The 14,354-nt window shown below is 67.3% G+C and carries 13 protein-coding genes; 6 read left to right on the plus strand and 7 right to left on the minus strand.

Annotated elements, in window-relative coordinates:
• The first annotated feature begins 70 nt into the window (after positions 1–70).
• Positions 71–1,396, plus strand: coding sequence for a PQQ-binding-like beta-propeller repeat protein (locus tag Pla123a_RS07355; protein ID WP_146585424.1), 1,326 nt, complete (start codon positions 71–73; stop codon positions 1,394–1,396).
• A 165-nt stretch (positions 1,397–1,561) separates the two neighbouring features.
• Positions 1,562–2,578, plus strand: a complete 1,017-nt coding sequence (locus Pla123a_RS07360) for an aldo/keto reductase (protein ID WP_197527773.1) — start codon at positions 1,562–1,564, stop codon at positions 2,576–2,578.
• Positions 2,579–2,580: 2 nt separating this feature from the next.
• Here Pla123a_RS07360 and Pla123a_RS07365 read toward each other — a convergent pair whose 3' ends face one another.
• From Pla123a_RS07365 to Pla123a_RS07385, 5 genes are all read right to left on the minus strand, one after another.
• Complete coding sequence (locus Pla123a_RS07365; RefSeq protein WP_197527774.1) at positions 2,581–3,375, minus strand: alpha/beta hydrolase; 795 nt, start codon at positions 3,373–3,375, stop codon at positions 2,581–2,583.
• 228 nt (positions 3,376–3,603) lie between these two features.
• Positions 3,604–4,608 (minus strand): carboxypeptidase-like regulatory domain-containing protein, encoded by a 1,005-nt coding sequence (locus Pla123a_RS07370; protein ID WP_146585428.1) that lies wholly within the window; start codon positions 4,606–4,608, stop codon positions 3,604–3,606.
• 102 nt (positions 4,609–4,710) lie between these two features.
• Positions 4,711–5,226 (minus strand): hypothetical protein, encoded by a 516-nt coding sequence (locus Pla123a_RS07375; protein WP_146585430.1) that lies wholly within the window; start codon positions 5,224–5,226, stop codon positions 4,711–4,713.
• Positions 5,227–5,408: 182 nt separating this feature from the next.
• On the minus strand, positions 5,409–6,692 hold the full coding sequence (eno, locus tag Pla123a_RS07380; protein ID WP_146585432.1) for a phosphopyruvate hydratase: 1,284 nt from the start codon (positions 6,690–6,692) through the stop codon (positions 5,409–5,411).
• A 215-nt stretch (positions 6,693–6,907) separates the two neighbouring features.
• Complete coding sequence (locus tag Pla123a_RS07385; protein WP_146585434.1) at positions 6,908–7,348, minus strand: cupin domain-containing protein; 441 nt, start codon at positions 7,346–7,348, stop codon at positions 6,908–6,910.
• A gap of 124 nt (positions 7,349–7,472) precedes the next feature.
• Here Pla123a_RS07385 and Pla123a_RS07390 point away from each other — a divergent pair, with 124 nt between their 5' ends.
• The 4 genes from Pla123a_RS07390 to Pla123a_RS07405 all read left to right on the plus strand — a co-directional run bounded on the left by Pla123a_RS07390 (position 7,473) and on the right by Pla123a_RS07405 (position 9,549).
• Positions 7,473–7,808 carry a winged helix-turn-helix transcriptional regulator gene (locus tag Pla123a_RS07390; RefSeq protein ID WP_146585436.1) on the plus strand — a complete coding sequence of 112 codons (336 nt, stop codon included), beginning with the start codon at positions 7,473–7,475 and terminating at the stop codon, positions 7,806–7,808.
• 166 nt (positions 7,809–7,974) lie between these two features.
• The gene (locus Pla123a_RS07395; protein WP_197527775.1) at positions 7,975–8,553 is read left to right on the plus strand and encodes a hypothetical protein; all 579 of its coding nucleotides are present in this window, start codon (positions 7,975–7,977) and stop codon (positions 8,551–8,553) included.
• A 36-nt stretch (positions 8,554–8,589) separates the two neighbouring features.
• Complete coding sequence (locus tag Pla123a_RS07400) at positions 8,590–8,931, plus strand: YciI family protein (RefSeq protein ID WP_146585440.1); 342 nt, start codon at positions 8,590–8,592, stop codon at positions 8,929–8,931.
• A gap of 237 nt (positions 8,932–9,168) precedes the next feature.
• Positions 9,169–9,549 carry a hypothetical protein gene (locus tag Pla123a_RS07405; protein ID WP_146585442.1) on the plus strand — a complete coding sequence of 127 codons (381 nt, stop codon included), beginning with the start codon at positions 9,169–9,171 and terminating at the stop codon, positions 9,547–9,549.
• Positions 9,550–9,770: 221 nt separating this feature from the next.
• Here the strand turns inward: Pla123a_RS07405 and Pla123a_RS07410 are convergent, their stop codons facing one another.
• Together Pla123a_RS07410 and Pla123a_RS07415 are read right to left on the minus strand one after the other, a co-directional pair.
• A complete protein-coding gene (locus tag Pla123a_RS07410; RefSeq protein WP_146585443.1) occupies positions 9,771–10,100 on the minus strand; it encodes a four-helix bundle copper-binding protein in 330 nt (109 codons plus the stop codon).
• A gap of 197 nt (positions 10,101–10,297) precedes the next feature.
• Positions 10,298–14,344: an FtsK/SpoIIIE domain-containing protein gene (locus Pla123a_RS07415; RefSeq protein ID WP_146585444.1), complete on the minus strand. Its 4,047-nt coding sequence runs from the start codon at positions 14,342–14,344 to the stop codon at positions 10,298–10,300.
• Positions 14,345–14,354 lie beyond the last annotated feature (10 nt).

The following is a 14,354-nucleotide window of genomic DNA, read 5'->3' on the forward strand; positions in this document are numbered from 1 at the left end:
GGCTCGGGCGTTTAAGTCTTCTGCGCGTGCTGTACGGGTCACCCCCTCACTCATCCCCCTCGGAGCCGCCATGAAACGCCTCGCTGCTGTCTGCTCTCTGTCGTTGGCATCGCTAGCCTATTCCTCGGCGGTCGCCCAAGACTGGCCGCAGTGGCGGGGCGCCAACCGCGACGCCAAAGCGACCGGATTCGAGGCCCCCAGCGAGTGGCCCGCCGAGCTCGAGCAGCGGTGGAAGGTGACCGTGGGGGACGGAGTCGCCACGCCGTCGCTGGTGGGCGAGCGGTTGTACGTCTACGCCCGCGAGGGGGGCGACGAGGTGCTCCGCTGCCTGGACGCCAGCACCGGGGACGAGCAGTGGCGCGACGCGCTGCCGGCCGCGGGGGTAGGCGGCCCGGCGTCTGGCTTCGCCGGCCCGCGGTGCTCGCCAGTGATCAGCGGCGGCAAAGTTGTGATCATGGGCGTCGAGGGCGTTATCAGCTGCCTCGACGCGGCTTCGGGCGAGCTGCTCTGGCGGAACGACGACTACCGCGGCGAGGTGCCGCGGTTCGCTACGTCGAGTTCGCCGCTGGTCACCGCCGGCGTCTGCATCGCGCAGGTTGGCAGCAGTGACCAGGGCGGCATGGTGGCGTTCGACCTAGCGACCGGCGAAAAACGCTGGGAGTGGGACGGCGATGGCCCGTCGTACGCCTCGCCGGTGCTAATGGACATCGCTGGCCAAGAAGTCGTCATCGCCCCGACCAGCCGCAACCTGGTGGCAATCGACGCGGACAGCGGCGAGCTGCTGCGAGAGGTTCCCTACGAGCAAGGACGCTACAACGCCGCTACTCCGGTCATCGTCGACCAGCTGGTGATCTACGCCGGCCCGACCCGCGGCACAACCGCCGAGCGGGTGACCAAGTCCGGCGACGAGCTCACCGCCGAGCCCGTCTGGAAGAACACCGACAACTCGCTGCAGTTCAACTCGCCCGTGCTGAAGGACGGCATGCTCTACGGCCTGTCGAACCTCGGCAGCCTGTTCTGCGTCGACGCCGAGTCCGGTGACACCGCCTGGACCGCGCCGCTCGCGAAGCCAACCGAGCCGTCCGCGCAACCAGAGGCCCAGCCAGCAGCTCAGCAACCAGAGCAGCCGGCCGAGGGCGAGCGTGGCAGTCGGCGGGGCCGCCGCGGTCGGCGGGGAGGGGGAGGCGGCTACGGCTCTGTGGTCGACGCCGGAAGCGTGCTGTTTGCCCTCAGCCCTGCCAAGGAGCTTGTGGTTTTCAATCCCAACGCCGAGGCGTTCCAGGAGGTCGCCCGCTACAAGGTCGCCGACTCGGACACCTACGCCTACCCGGTGATCGCCGGCAACCGCGTCTACATCAAGGACGCCGACTCGGTGATCTTGTGGGTGATCGAGTAGCGGTCGGAGCCTGTCAATCACGCGCCAGCCTGGTTGGACCGCGATCGATTCTGCAGGGCGCCGAACGCTCGTGGAGTCGGATACCGCTCCCGTAGGCGATTGGAACGGGCCGTGCACACCGGCAGGTGATCGATCTATCACGACCACCAGCCCAGGAGGCACGCGATGCCCACTCCGTCCGACCGCCGCGGATTCCTCAAGTCGACCCTCGCCAGCGGCGCGCTCGCCGCGATGTCGGGTGAAGCGATCGCTGCCCAACAAGACTCCAGCGATGGCGTCCCGACGCGGCCGCTCGGTGACAGCGGCGCCCGCGTGTCGATCGTCGCACTCGGCGGGCACCACATCGGCCAGGTCGCGAAGAAGGACGGCGAGGCCGCGGCGATCCGGCTGATGCACCAGGCCATCGACCAGGGCGTCACATTCTTCGACAACTGCTGGGACTACCACGAGGGCTACAGCGAAGAAATCATGGGCAAGGCCATCAAGGACCGCCGCGACAAGGTGTTCCTGATGACCAAGGTCTGCGACCGCGACTACGACGGCGCGAAGAAGATGCTCGACCAGAGCCTCCGCCGGCTGCAGACCGACTACCTCGACCTCTGGCAGTTCCACGAGATGGTCTACGACAACGACCCCGACTGGGTGTTCGAGAAGGACGGCATCCGCGCGGCCCGCGAGGCGAAAGAGGCCGGTCGGGTCAAGCACATCGGCTTCACCGGGCACAAGGACCCAAGCATCCACCTCAAGATGCTGGGCAAGCCGCACGACTGGGACTCGGCGCAGATGCCCAACAACCTGTGCGACTACTTCTTCCGCAGCTTCGTCCACAACGTCGTGCCGCAGTGCCGTCAGCAGGGAGTCGGCGTGATCGGCATGAAGGGCATGGGGGGCGGCAGAGGAAATCTTTTGCAGTCCGGCCTTGCGACGCCGCAGGAGTGCCTCCGTTACTGCCTGTCGCAGCCGGTCAGCTCGCACGTGGTGGGCATGATGAACGAACGCGACTTGATGGAGGCGGTCGAGGTCGCCCGCGGCTTTACGCCGCTCAGCCAAGAGGAACTATGGGAGCTCCTCGCCAAGGTGCGCGACGCCTCGGCCGACGGCCGCCACGAGCTGTTCAAGACCAGCAAAAACTTCGACGGCCCGTACCACCGCGAGCAGCACGGGTTTGCGGTCGAGGGGTGACCTCACGGGTTGGCAGTATCGTCGGCGGCGGGCGGCCAAAGATCTACCGTGCGAAGATGCTCGGCCACGAAGCGGACCACCGTCTGGCGATACCGCTCCGGCGCCCACTTGGCGTAGTTCTGGTGCCCGAGTCCCTCGAACCAGACCAGCTCCTTCGGTTCGTTGGCCGCCGCGAAAAGCCGGCGAGTGTCCTCGGGGGTTGTCTGTGCGTCGGTCGCGCCCCCCACGATCATCACTGGGCACGTCAGATGAGCCACGGCGTCGACAGGACGCAGGTCCTCGCAGCGGATGCCGGTCCGCGGCTCGAGCTGCACCAGCAATGCCCACGACGCCAGCGGGCCAAACCAACCTAGGCGTTCACGGGTGCGGTTGCCGACCGCGGCCTCGATCGTAGGGAACACAGCCTCCAGCACGACCGCATCGACGCCCCGCAGGTCGGCCAACGCCGCGGCTGCGCCTCCCAGCGAGTAGCCCACCACCGCAAGCGGTTCGCCTGGGCAGCGTTCTCTGGCCAGGGCAATCGCGGCCTCGACGTCGTGGCGTTCGGTGTGTCCCAGCCCGACCTGCCCGCCGGAGCTCTCGCCGTGGCAGCGGTGGTCGAACAGCACGCTCGAGAGCCCGGCCTCGGCGAACAGCCGGGCCCTCGCCAGGGAAGAGCCGCGGTGGGTGTGGATGCCGTGGGCAATCACCACGACGCCGCGGCCCGGGTCGCCCTGGCGGAACCAGCCGGCGAGTTGATCGCCTGCAACCGTGCCGAACGAGACCTCCTCCACGGAAAAGTCTGCAGGCCTCGGCACTATTTGGTGGTGCGGCGCCAGCAGTCGGCCCGCCGCCAGCCAAGCGACTCCGGCTGCAACGACGCACGCCAACGCCGCCGCCCAGGCGGTCCGGCGGAGAAAACTTCTGCTTGGTCGCCAAAGCCGCATGCCGCGCTCATGGAGGGGTGATCCCTTGAGTAAGGTATTTGGCAGCAGGAGGTTCGGTTCGGCGATTCGGCTTTCAACCGTCCCTGGCGTTCCTCGTCGCTACTCGCCCTTGTCGACAACCGCCTTGAAGGTCCGCGTCAGGGGTCGGCCGTTCATCGGGTCGATCGAGGTCGCGACGCCGATCACGACGTCGCCGGGCTCTACCGCGTAGTAGTCGAGGGCGTCATTCGCGTACTGCAGCGGCGCAACTTTGTTCAGGGACTTCCCGCCGTTCTTCCATTCTTCGAGAGAATCGAGGTCGATGGCCTCGAAGACTTCCTCGGGTGTCTTCCCCTCGCTCTCTAGCACCAGCAGCCAGTCCGACTCGACCGACGAACTCTGGCGGCGGCCGTACATGCGGTTGCCGTACCCCAACGCGACCCTGTCGGCGATCTGCACCAGGCCGAGCCACTGCGATCGTCGGTCCATCACCTGGGGGGCGCCGTTGCTGAGCGTGACGGTTTCTTCCCCGCTTACGCTGTTGGGCTGCTGGTCGCTCACGCCGTTCCACTCTACGCGGAGCCGCGCCGTTCGGGCGGTGAAGAGCGTGATCGTGACCTCCGCGTCGCGACCGGCCTCGAGGCTCGCCACCTTGTAGGTTCCGCGGTACCCGTTGGCGTTGACCTGCGCCGTGTACCGCCCGGGGTACGCCTGGAACGCGGCCAGGCCGTCGGCGTCGGTAGATTCGCTGCTGCTAGAGCGGGGGTTGCCCGAGTAGCGTCGCAGCGACACCGAGGCGCCCACAATCGGCGACCCCTCTGCGTCGACAACCTTCACCGCGAATTCTTGCTTGTCCTTCTTCTCAAAACGCACCGCGGTGATCACGCCCGCGTCCCGCGCCCGCCAGGCCGCGTCGTCGAACTGGTGTTCGGACGGCTTGAGGTGTTCGCCCTGGAACAGAAGCTTGCACGGGTAGTGGGAGGTGTTGCTGGTGGTGTAGCTGAACAGGTAGTAGCCGCGGTCGAACGCCTCGAGCTCCTCGTTGCTCCCGCTCACCGAGACCCTGAAGTCGTCCCGCGGCACGGCGACGCCGTCCCGGTCCGCGACGCGGAAGTAGACGTACATCGACCGCTCGCGCCGGCTGCCGCCGCTGGTGGGTGGCGTGGCAGAATTGATCGCGTCGATGCGTTTGACCAGTTCCTTCGGCAGTTCTTCCAGTTCCAGCCGCTACTGCAGCCGTTCGTCGAGATCCTGTGAGAACGCCGGATAGGCACGGGCGATGCTCTTGCCGTGCCGCTTCATGACTTCGTTGGCGGTCCCGCCGTGCCCGCTGGCGATCAGCTCGCTGGCGTACCAGTAGGCGACCCGCGGGTCGTCCGGCGAGATCTGATAGGCCTCGGTCAGCAGGCCGAGTGCCGAGCCGGCGGCCTGCAGCTTTGCCTCGAGCGCCCGGACCAGCAGCTCGGTCCCCCTGTCGGCGGGCGCTTCGGCCGGCGCGTTGGCGAGGCCGAGGGCCTGCTGGCCGGAGGCGCCGGAGTGGATCGACGCGACCGACGTGAACGGCGTCCGCAGCACCGACTCGCCGACCGTCACCACGACGTCCTCGCCGTCCATGGTCGCGACGCCCTGCAGCGTGGCGCCGGACCGGAGGGTGATGATCTCTTCTGCCGCAGTGGGCGCCGTGAGGACCGCGGTGGAAAGGAGCAGGCAAGCGACAACAGAACGCAGCGAATCAAATTTCATCGTGATGGGGTCCGCCAAGGTAGTTAGAGTGCCGACCCCTCCAGTCTCGGCAACGGCCAGCCGCGGGTCAACGTCGCGGGGAAGAAGGCGTGGCGTTTGACGAAAAAAGCCCCGGGCGATCTCGCCCGGGGCTTAGTGCTTTTCTGGTTAAGAAGCGTAGCGGGTCTTCTTCGGCAGCCGCGCTACTTCAGCTTCGCGGCGAACGCCGGCCCGCCGTACTCGGCGCTGGCGCCCAGGATCTCTTCGATCCGCAGCAGCTGGTTGTACTTGGCCATGCGGTCGGAGCGGCTGGCGGAGCCGGTCTTGATCTGGCCGGTCGACAGCGCGACCGCCAGGTCGGCGATCGTGGCGTCCTCGGTCTCGCCCGAGCGGTGGCTGGTCACGCTGGTGTAGCCGGCGGCGTCGGCCATGCGGATGGCGTTGATGGTCTCGGTCAGCGAGCCGATCTGGTTGACCTTGATCAGGATGCTGTTGCCAATCCCCTCGTCGATGCCGCGGCCGAGCCGCTCGACGTTGGTGACGAACAGATCGTCGCCGACCAGCTGGCACTTGTCGCCCACCTTGTCGGTCAGCATCTTCCAGCCCTCCCAGTCGTCCTCGTCGCAGCCGTCCTCGATGCTGCAGATCGGGAACTTGTCGACCCAGCTCGCGAGCAGGTCGACCATTCCGGCCGAGTCGATCTCCTTGTTGTCGATCGTGTAGACGCCCTTCTTCGAGTCGTAGAACTCGCTGGCGGCGCAGTCCATGGCGAACCAGACCTGCTCGCCCGGCTTGTAGCCGGCCTTCTCGATGGCGGTCAGGATGACGTCGAACGCCTCGGCGTTGGCGCCCAGGTTCGGGGCGAAGCCCCCCTCGTCGCCGACCGAGGTGTTCAGGCCCTTGTCGCTGAGCACCTTCTTCAGGTGGTGGAAGATCTCGCAGCCGCAGCGGAGCGCCTCGCTGAAGTTGTCGAAGCCCAGCGGCATCACCATGAACTCCTGGATGTCCACCGAGTTGTCCGCGTGCTCGCCGCCATTGAGGATGTTCATCATCGGCGCCGGCAGCAGCCGGGCGTTGCTGCCGCCCAGGTAGCGGAACAGCGGCAGGCCACAGAAGTTGGCCGCGGCGCGGGCGTTGGCCAGCGAGACGCCGAGGATGGCGTTGGCCCCCAGCTTGGCCTTGTTCGGGGTGCCGTCGAGGTCCAGCATCTGCTGGTCGATGGCCATTTGGTCGAGCGCGTCCAGGCCGATCAGCTCGTCGGCGATCTGCTCGTTGACGTTTTCAACGGCCTTCAGCACTCCCTTGCCCAAGAAGACCGACTTGTCGCCATCACGCATCTCGAGGGCCTCGTGGGCCCCGGTGCTGGCGCCCGATGGGACGGCCGCACGGCCCATCGAGCCGTCTTCTAGCGTCACATCCACTTCCACGGTGGGGTTGCCACGGCTATCGAGTATTTGGCGGGCGTGGATGTCGACGATCATGCTCATGGCAGGGAAAGGGGGTAGGGGAGGGAGTGGTATTACTAGCCGCCAAACGCGGCCCTTCGAACCGCCATTTTAGGGCGTTTGGCCCGGCTGTCGAGCGGGTAAGCGAGAGGCCGTTGCGCGGGGGCGAGAAACACCGTCCTCCCACGAGAAACCGCCCGCGGGGCCATCGGTCCCGCGGGCGGCTGGGGTGCTGGAGTTGTTCGAGGGTTGCGGCGTTACGCCTGGGCGGTAGCCGTCGGCCAAGCGAAGCTGGCGTCGACCATCTCGCCGTCGGTGATCGTGCCGCCCGTGAGCGTCCCCGCGGCGGCCTGGATGCAGAGGAAGCAGAGGTCGGCCTCGTCGCCGGCCTTGATCGACCGCACGCCCGCTGGGGCCACGCGGAGGACGGTCCCCTCGCTGAGCGGAAACAGCTGGCCGTCGGCGTAGAACTCGCCGCTGCCGGAGACCACCACGTACAGCTCCTCGTTCTGCTGGTGGCGGTGGGTGAACGGGTACGCGGCGCCGGCCGGCAGCTTGTTGAGCGACATCTCGCAGCCGGTCGCCCCGAGGGCCTCCTTCACGAACAGCTTGCCCGGCGCCTTGGTGGGGCCGTGCTCGAACACGTGCTGGTGGAGGTCTTGCCAGGGGCCGGCGTTGAGGACGGTCGTGTTCGCCATGCGCTTTTCTTCGATTGGGGTGTGCTTGCAAATTGCAAGTGCTCGGATTGCTTGCATTATGCAAGTGCGCGTGCTACTGTCAAGAAAGATTCACACGCCTCCCCAGAAGCCCCCAGCGGACCTCATGAAGCCCCGCCGTTCGGTCTGCCCGGTCGCCTGCACGCTCGACATCCTGGGCGACAAGTGGACGCTGCTGGTGGTGCGCGACATGCTGCTCGGCAACACCATGTTCAAAGAGTTCATGGCCTCGCCCGAGGGGATCGCCACGAACATCCTCTCCGACCGCCTGCAGCGTCTGGTAGAGTGCGGCATCGCCGAGCGGTTCACCCCCGAGGATTCCAACGGCAAGGACGCGTACCGCCTGACGCCCAAGGGCAAGGACCTCCGCCCGGTGATCCTCGCGATGCTGAAGTGGGGGGAGAAGCACGTGGAAGGGAGCGAGGCGCGGCTCAAGAAGTAAAGGGGGGCGGCAAAAACCACGCCCTCTTGCAATTGCTGGACGATTCCACCTGAGGCGCCTAGTTTTAGTATCCTTGCCCAACCCGGCGCCGATTGAGTTTCGCCTGTCCGTTGGAAGTTCAGATCAGCGTCTATGACCTAAGGGGTGATTCATGTGCCGGTACGCGATGTACGGTCCCTACAAGAGTCACTTCGCGTGCTTCGCCTGCCGGAAGGCATTTAAGCAGCCGCCGATTAGCGATTGGCTTGCCGTTCGCGACCGCGGCTACGTCTATCGTGAGCTACACCGCAGATGGTCGCTGAAGTCTGGCCTCGAACGCCGCGAAGAAGAGCTTGGGTTCCGACTTTCCGATCTGGAGTCTGAATTCCGTGACGCTATTCGGAAATGCCCTGAGTGCGGAGAGCGGATGGTCGATTTGGGGCTAGACTTCAAGCCTCCACGACAGAGCGAATCGCAAGCGTGGAAAACGCTTCAGGGCGTTTATCGCGTTGGCCATGTGTTCCACACTTGCGGCTGCGATGGTCCCGGCTACATCCCTAGCACCCCGGTCGATTACCGGCGTTACCTCGAAGATCGCAGGCGGCTCTACGAAGAACATCTCAAGTCGACCCAGGAGTCTGCTGACCTAAACGCCGACCGGAAACGCGAGGCGCGAGAGTATTGGGCTGCTCGGTTAGCCGCGATAGGCTCCGAACTTGGCGTCTCGATTGCTACCAACAAGAGTTTTTCCCGACAAGGGCGGTGACGAGAAGCAACCGCAAGACCTCATTTACAGAAACCTATGTCGAAGTACCTCATCTCCTTCCCCAGCGCCGCCATGAAAGTCGCGGCCGATGAGCTGGAGGCCGTGGGCCAAGACGCCCGCGGCGTGATCCGCGCGGCCAAGGAGGCGGGCGTCTACGTGTTTGGCGGCGGCATCGATGAGTCCGTGCCGCCTGTGCTGGTGTCGGCCGACGGCTCGGTTGCCGAGGGGGGCTACGCCTGGGCTCCCCCACTCAACGGCGGGTTCACGGTGCTGGAGCTTCCATCAAGGGAGGAGGCCACGGCGTGGGCTGCACGGTTGGCGGAAGCGTGCGGCTGTGATCAGGAGCTGCGGGTGTTCGGGTATGATCCAGAATCGTGACGCGATCAACCATTGCACTACCAAGATGGGCTTTGTTGCAAGATGGGCTTTGCTGGCGATTGGCGCCGCTAGCCGGCGTGGTCGTCACAACCGCTGCGGCCCAACCTCGCCGAATCTCGTCTTGAGGCCGCCTCGCCGGTCAGCCGCGGCCCCGTAGGCTCACGCAGGGTAGGTTTCAGATGGCCGCAGCCCTCCGGGCTGCCCGCCTGCACTCCATGGCAACCGGGGGAGAAAGCCATGCCGATGTTTGAATCCGACGAGGCGTTCGAGACGTACGTCGCCCAGCAGCAGGCTGAGCTGACTGGCGAAGAGAACTCGGGCGGCGGCGATGGCCCGCAGCCTGTGACGCGGCCGCAGAAGACCGCCCTTGAAGAATGGAACCTGGTGCTGGCCGCCATTGTGCCGCTGGGACTAGCGGCGGTGATCGGCCTGTTTGTGTGGAGCAACGCGCCGGACCCCGCGAACGTCTCGAGCGACCCGTGGGACAATATCCTCGGGTCTGCCGCGTGGGCGACTGGACGCGAGTACAACGCCGACGCCGACTCGCTCACCGAGCGGCTGACCCTCCGCAAGCCGGGAGACAACCGTGCAGCAGCCGACGCCCGCGGCGACCGGTAGCAGGGCTTCGCAGGAGACGGTGCAAGAAAAATGGCCCGGCCGGGTATCCTTACCCGCCGGGTAGCGTAAGGCTGCCTGCCGACTCTGTCCCTGATGCCGGTGACCGGGGGCGCTGAGGACGGGGGGCGCCCGCGCCGGTCGGCAGCCTTGAATGAAACCCTTCGGCGGCGTCTGGGCGTCGCGTCGGGTTCGAGATACTCGCCGTTGCGGCGTACTCAACTCTACAACGCGGCCATCGCCTCGCACGCGTCGACGCAGTCCTGGCAGCTCTCGGCGCACTTCTGGCAGTGGTCGTGGTCGTGCTCGCGGCACTGGCCGGCGCAGTAACGGCAGACCTCTGCACAGAGCGTGCAGTACTTATCGACGAAGCGGCTGCTAGACGCGATTGCGCTGACGCACGCGTAGCACGCCTTGACGCACTCGTAGCAACACGCGGGGCAGTCGTTGTCAGATTGTTTGGTCATCATTGCGGACAGGCACGCCTCGCAGTCGACGATGCACCGCTGGCAGGCTTCTAGACAGGCTGTACGCGGGTCGGTCATGGTGGCCATGAATCACTCTCCTATAGGTTCGCGTTCGCGGCGGTTTTGCTCTGGTACCCAGTAGAGCAATCGCGGCGCCAACACGCGGAGAAGCTTCCGGCGGTGCAGAAGAAGGCAGAGGAAGCGAGAGCACTAATGAACACTGATTGCCTGGAATCGCATTAGCAGAGATCAGCGGCGATTAATGTTCCGCTAAGCACAGGCGGTCACTCGACGCCCTGTCTGGCGGATCCGGTCGCGAGCGAATTGAGCCAGGCGTCGCTCGGCGGGCCGTAGGGGCGGAACTTCTCGCTCTCGCCGGTCTCGTCGGTGTAGAAGAGGGCGCGGTGCTGGCGGAGGGTGCTGGCCGCCGGCGAGTCGAGCAGGTTCGAGCTGTCCGCCGCCGACATCTGGAACGCCACGCGGAGGCCGAACTCACGCATCGTCACGCGGTCGAACATCCGCGCCACCTGGTTGTAGCCGTCGCACCAGATGAGGGCGTGCACGCCGACCGACGGGCCGTTCTTGAGGATTTCCGTCAGGTGCTTGTCGGCGCTCTTCGGCTTGTCGTCGGACATCGAGAAGCTGAAGTCGTCCTCGCTCTTGCGGAGGTCGCGGAAGCGGCCGCCCGACCACACCACCAGGTAGACCGGCGGGTCGGCGGACTCGGGCTGCTCCTCGCGGCGGGCCACCTCGACCGCCAAGTCGGCGACGCCGGCGGCGGCGGTCTGAGGCGTCAGCACCTCGACCGGTCCCTGGTCCGAATCGGCGAGCGAATCGGCCACACGCGGCCACACGCCTAGCGAAATGTCGCCCGGGCGGCTGCCGTCGAGCACCACGAACCGCGCCCCAGGCGCCGACGCCCACAGCGACGCGACCGCGGTGGTGAGCACGCCGAGCGCGCCCTCTTCTTGCGGCCCGACGACCAGCAGGTTGGCTCCGGCGTGGCGGCCGAGCTCGGCCTGGGTGGGCGGCTTGATCGCGACCGCGGCGCCCAGGTACGCCGCGGGCGGGAGCTGGTAGGTTGTAGCCGGCTGGGTGACTTCGGGCTGGGCAGCTTCGGGCGCGGGCTCGCCCGACTTGCGCCGGTCGACCAGCGCTACCAGGTCGCGGTTGTTGAGCGGGTCGGCCGGGGCGTTGCCCTCGAACACGATCATCTCGCCGGCCGGTTCTTCGACCGCCTCGCGGTGCTCGTTGAGGACCCGCAGCCGCTCGGCCCGTTCGGCGTCGGGGAGCCAGACGACCTGGAACGGCTCGTTGGCGCTCGCCAGGCCGTTCTGGTCGTTGTAGATCGCCTCGCCGGGGCGGCTCAGGAACCGCGCGGCCTGGTTGCGTTCATCGGCCAGGATCAGGTGCGCGTCCGACTCGCTGCACTCCAGCGCGATCCGCACCGCGATCTGCCCCAGCGTGCTGCGGGCGATGGAGTAGGCCCCGGCCAGCGTCTGGGTGCCGAGCACCACGTGCACGCCGAACGCCCGACCCTGACGCACCAGGCGGTCCATCAGCAGGCTCGCCTCCTGGGCCAGCCGGTCGTCCTCGACGAACAACTCCTGGAACTCGTCGATTACCAGCAGGATCCGCGGCATCGGCGTGTCGGGGTGGCCGGCGCGGAAGTCGGCCAGGTTTTGCGCGCCCGAGTCGCGGTACAGCTCGCCGCGGCGGGTCAGCTCGCGGTCGAGCCGCTCGAGCACGCTGAGGCCGAACTCGCGTTCGCTCTCGATCGCCACGACCCGCGCGTGCGGCAGCCGGTTGTTGGCGTAGCTCTTGAACTCGACGCCCTTCTTGAAGTCGACCAGGTAGAACTCGACCTCGTCGGGGCTGAAGTGCAGGGCGGCGCTAGTGATCAACGCGTGCAGGAAGGTCGACTTACCAGAACCGGTCTTGCCCGCGACCAGCAGGTGCTGCGAGGTCCCCTTGCCGAGCCGCACGTCCTGCAGCCGGTTGGCGCCCGCCCGGCCGACCGGCACCCGCAGCTCGTGCGAGCAGCTCTCCCGCCAGTAGCCGTCGTGCGGCGCGACCACCTCGAACGGCACCTCGACCCGCACGGCGTCCTTCGCCGCGGCGCCGGCCTGGCGGACTACCTCGACCATCCGCTCCGGCTGGGGCGGCTTGGCGGTCGTGATCGGCAGCCGCTCGAACGCCGGGTACCGCCACACGAACCGCTGCTGCTGGTCGTCCCACGACAGGTTGACCGCCTGGGAGGTGAGGTCCTCCATGTTGAAGTCGGTCGGCATCCGCTGCTTGCTGTCGATCACGCCCAGCACGTACACGCCGCACCGCGGGCCGCCGGTGGCGATGCTCACCAGCCGCCGCGCGGCGGAGTCGCTGAAGTTCGTCGGGAAGCCGCTGACCACCACCACCTGGAACGGCTCGGCCACCTCGCCCGCCTGGGCGTTGTACTCGTGGATGCTGTCGTACTCGCTGCGGAGGTACTTCTGGATGACGGTCTCCATGTGGGTGGTGAGCCGCTGGAGCTGCGCGTCGATGTCGCGGGACTCGCTCCAGATGCGGTCCGCGATGAGGTCCTCCTCGTAGTCGGCCAGGTGCATGAACGGGCTCAGCCCCTCGCCCAGCCCGACCGGGTCGAGCAGCGTCAGCCGGACCTTGCCGGGCGGCTGGCCGGTGAAGTAGCGGAGCGTCATCGCTTGCAGCAGCTCGACCGCCCGCTGCCGCGCGGGGCCCTCGGCGTTGATCAGCAGGTGCGGCTGCTCGGTCAGGGTGACCATCGTCGGCAGGGTGATCTGGGTCTCCGCGGGGCGGAGGTCGGGGTTCTCGGACAGGCCGTGCTTGATCGCCGCCAGGTCGAGCCGCGCCTCGCCAAAGGGCACGGCCAGCAGCGGGTCCTCGGGCTTCTCCCAGGCCAGGTAGTCCGCGGACGACCAGTTGGGGAACGCCTGCTCGCAGAACTCTCGCTGCGCGGCGAACTCGCTGCTGATCGCCGCCGTGCCGTCGAGCCACGCGTTGCGCATCGCCTGGTAGTCTTCGGTCCGCTGCTGCTCGAGCCGGTCCTCTTCGGCGGCGCACTGCTGCTCGGCGTCGCGGATGGTGATCTCACGCTCCTCGAGCAGCGCGGCGACCTTCGCGGTGTGCTCGCGGTCGAGCCGCTCGACCTCGGCCTCGTGGCTCTCGCGGCTCTCGGTCAGCCGGCGGGGGTACTCCTCGTCGATCCGGGCCCGCTCGGCGTCGTTCTTGGCCTTGGCAGCCTTCAGCTCGCGGGTGACCTGCTCCTGGATCGCTGCGAGGTCGGCGTCGCGGCGTTCGATCAGCAGCCGGGCGTGGTTCTCGCTCCGGGTGCGGGCCAGCGACTGGCTGTCGTTGATCTCACCGTAGGCCCGCCGCAGCAGCACGGCGGTCTCCTGGTAGCGCTCGTCGGTCTGCTTGCGGGCGAGCGGCTTGACCGCGAACCACAGCAACGCGAACAACGCCGCCATGACCGCCGCCCCCGCCCCCGCGCCGTAGCCCAGGCTCCGCTCCAGCGGCTCGGTCCGGAACAGCCACCACACCGCCGGCATCGTCAGCGCGAACGCGGTCAGCTCGATCCCCAGCAGGTTGCCCGGGTCGAACATCCGCGACAGCCAGCCGTCATACAAGTGCTGGGCCGCAACGCGGGCCGACTCGGAGTCGGCGGCGACCGATTCGATCCCCTGGTCGACCGACGGGTCGGTTGGCTCGCGGGCCGGATCGGCCTCGCCGGCGGCGGCCGGATCGATGTCGGTCGGGGCGACGCTGACCCAGCGGTCGGTGAGCACCTCGTCGGCGGCCTGGCGGGTCTCGTCAAGGTGCTTGCGGAGCTCGGCGAACCGGCGGTTGACCTCCTCCAGCCGCTCGCGGGGCTGCTCCTTCTGGGCGTCGTAGATCGAGCGGATCTGCCAGATCCCCTCGTCGAGCTTCTTCTGCGCAGCCTGCTTGATCTTCTTGCGGGCGGCCTCGATCTCGGTCCGCAGCTTCTGGTACTCCCAGCGCAGCGCGTTGGTCACCCGTTCGTAGTCGTCGTGGTCGGTCTCGCGTTGCCGCGCGTCGAGGTCGACCGCGGTGGCGAGCTCTTGCTCGTGCTCGAGTCGGGCCTGCTTGACGGTCTTGTCACGCTGCTTGCGGGCCGCCTTGAGGCCTGTCGTGTCGGCCTCGGCGATGCGCAGCTCCTCCTCGTGCCGCGTCTTGGCAAGACGCTGCAGGGTGCGCATCAGCTCGAGCTGGCGGCGCGTCGAGAGGGTCGGCTCGGCCAAGGGGGCTCCGGGGACGGCGAGGGTGGCGGGGGCGGGGAGAAGTGTCGTCAAGGTCTCATCC

This window comes from Posidoniimonas polymericola (assembly GCF_007859935.1).
In the GTDB taxonomy this organism is placed as follows: Bacteria; Planctomycetota; Planctomycetia; order Pirellulales; family Lacipirellulaceae; genus Posidoniimonas; species Posidoniimonas polymericola.

What these genes read in the sequence shown, in the direction of transcription:
- Pla123a_RS07355 (WP_146585424.1), top strand. Translation starts at nt 71, where the DNA reads ATGAAACGCCTCGCTGCTGTCTGCTCTCTGTCGTTGGCATCGCTAGCC.
- Pla123a_RS07360 (WP_197527773.1), top strand. Translation starts at nt 1,562, where the DNA reads ATGCCCACTCCGTCCGACCGCCGCGGATTCCTCAAGTCGACCCTCGCC.
- Pla123a_RS07370 (WP_146585428.1), bottom strand. Translation starts at nt 4,608, where the DNA reads ATGTACGTCTACTTCCGCGTCGCGGACCGGGACGGCGTCGCCGTGCCG.
- Pla123a_RS07375 (WP_146585430.1), bottom strand. Translation starts at nt 5,226, where the DNA reads ATGAAATTTGATTCGCTGCGTTCTGTTGTCGCTTGCCTGCTCCTTTCC.
- eno (WP_146585432.1), bottom strand. Translation starts at nt 6,692, where the DNA reads ATGAGCATGATCGTCGACATCCACGCCCGCCAAATACTCGATAGCCGT.
- Pla123a_RS07385 (WP_146585434.1), bottom strand. Translation starts at nt 7,348, where the DNA reads ATGGCGAACACGACCGTCCTCAACGCCGGCCCCTGGCAAGACCTCCAC.
- Pla123a_RS07390 (WP_146585436.1), top strand. Translation starts at nt 7,473, where the DNA reads ATGAAGCCCCGCCGTTCGGTCTGCCCGGTCGCCTGCACGCTCGACATC.
- Pla123a_RS07395 (WP_197527775.1), top strand. Translation starts at nt 7,975, where the DNA reads ATGTACGGTCCCTACAAGAGTCACTTCGCGTGCTTCGCCTGCCGGAAG.
- Pla123a_RS07400 (WP_146585440.1), top strand. Translation starts at nt 8,590, where the DNA reads ATGTCGAAGTACCTCATCTCCTTCCCCAGCGCCGCCATGAAAGTCGCG.
- Pla123a_RS07405 (WP_146585442.1), top strand. Translation starts at nt 9,169, where the DNA reads ATGCCGATGTTTGAATCCGACGAGGCGTTCGAGACGTACGTCGCCCAG.
- Pla123a_RS07410 (WP_146585443.1), bottom strand. Translation starts at nt 10,100, where the DNA reads ATGGCCACCATGACCGACCCGCGTACAGCCTGTCTAGAAGCCTGCCAG.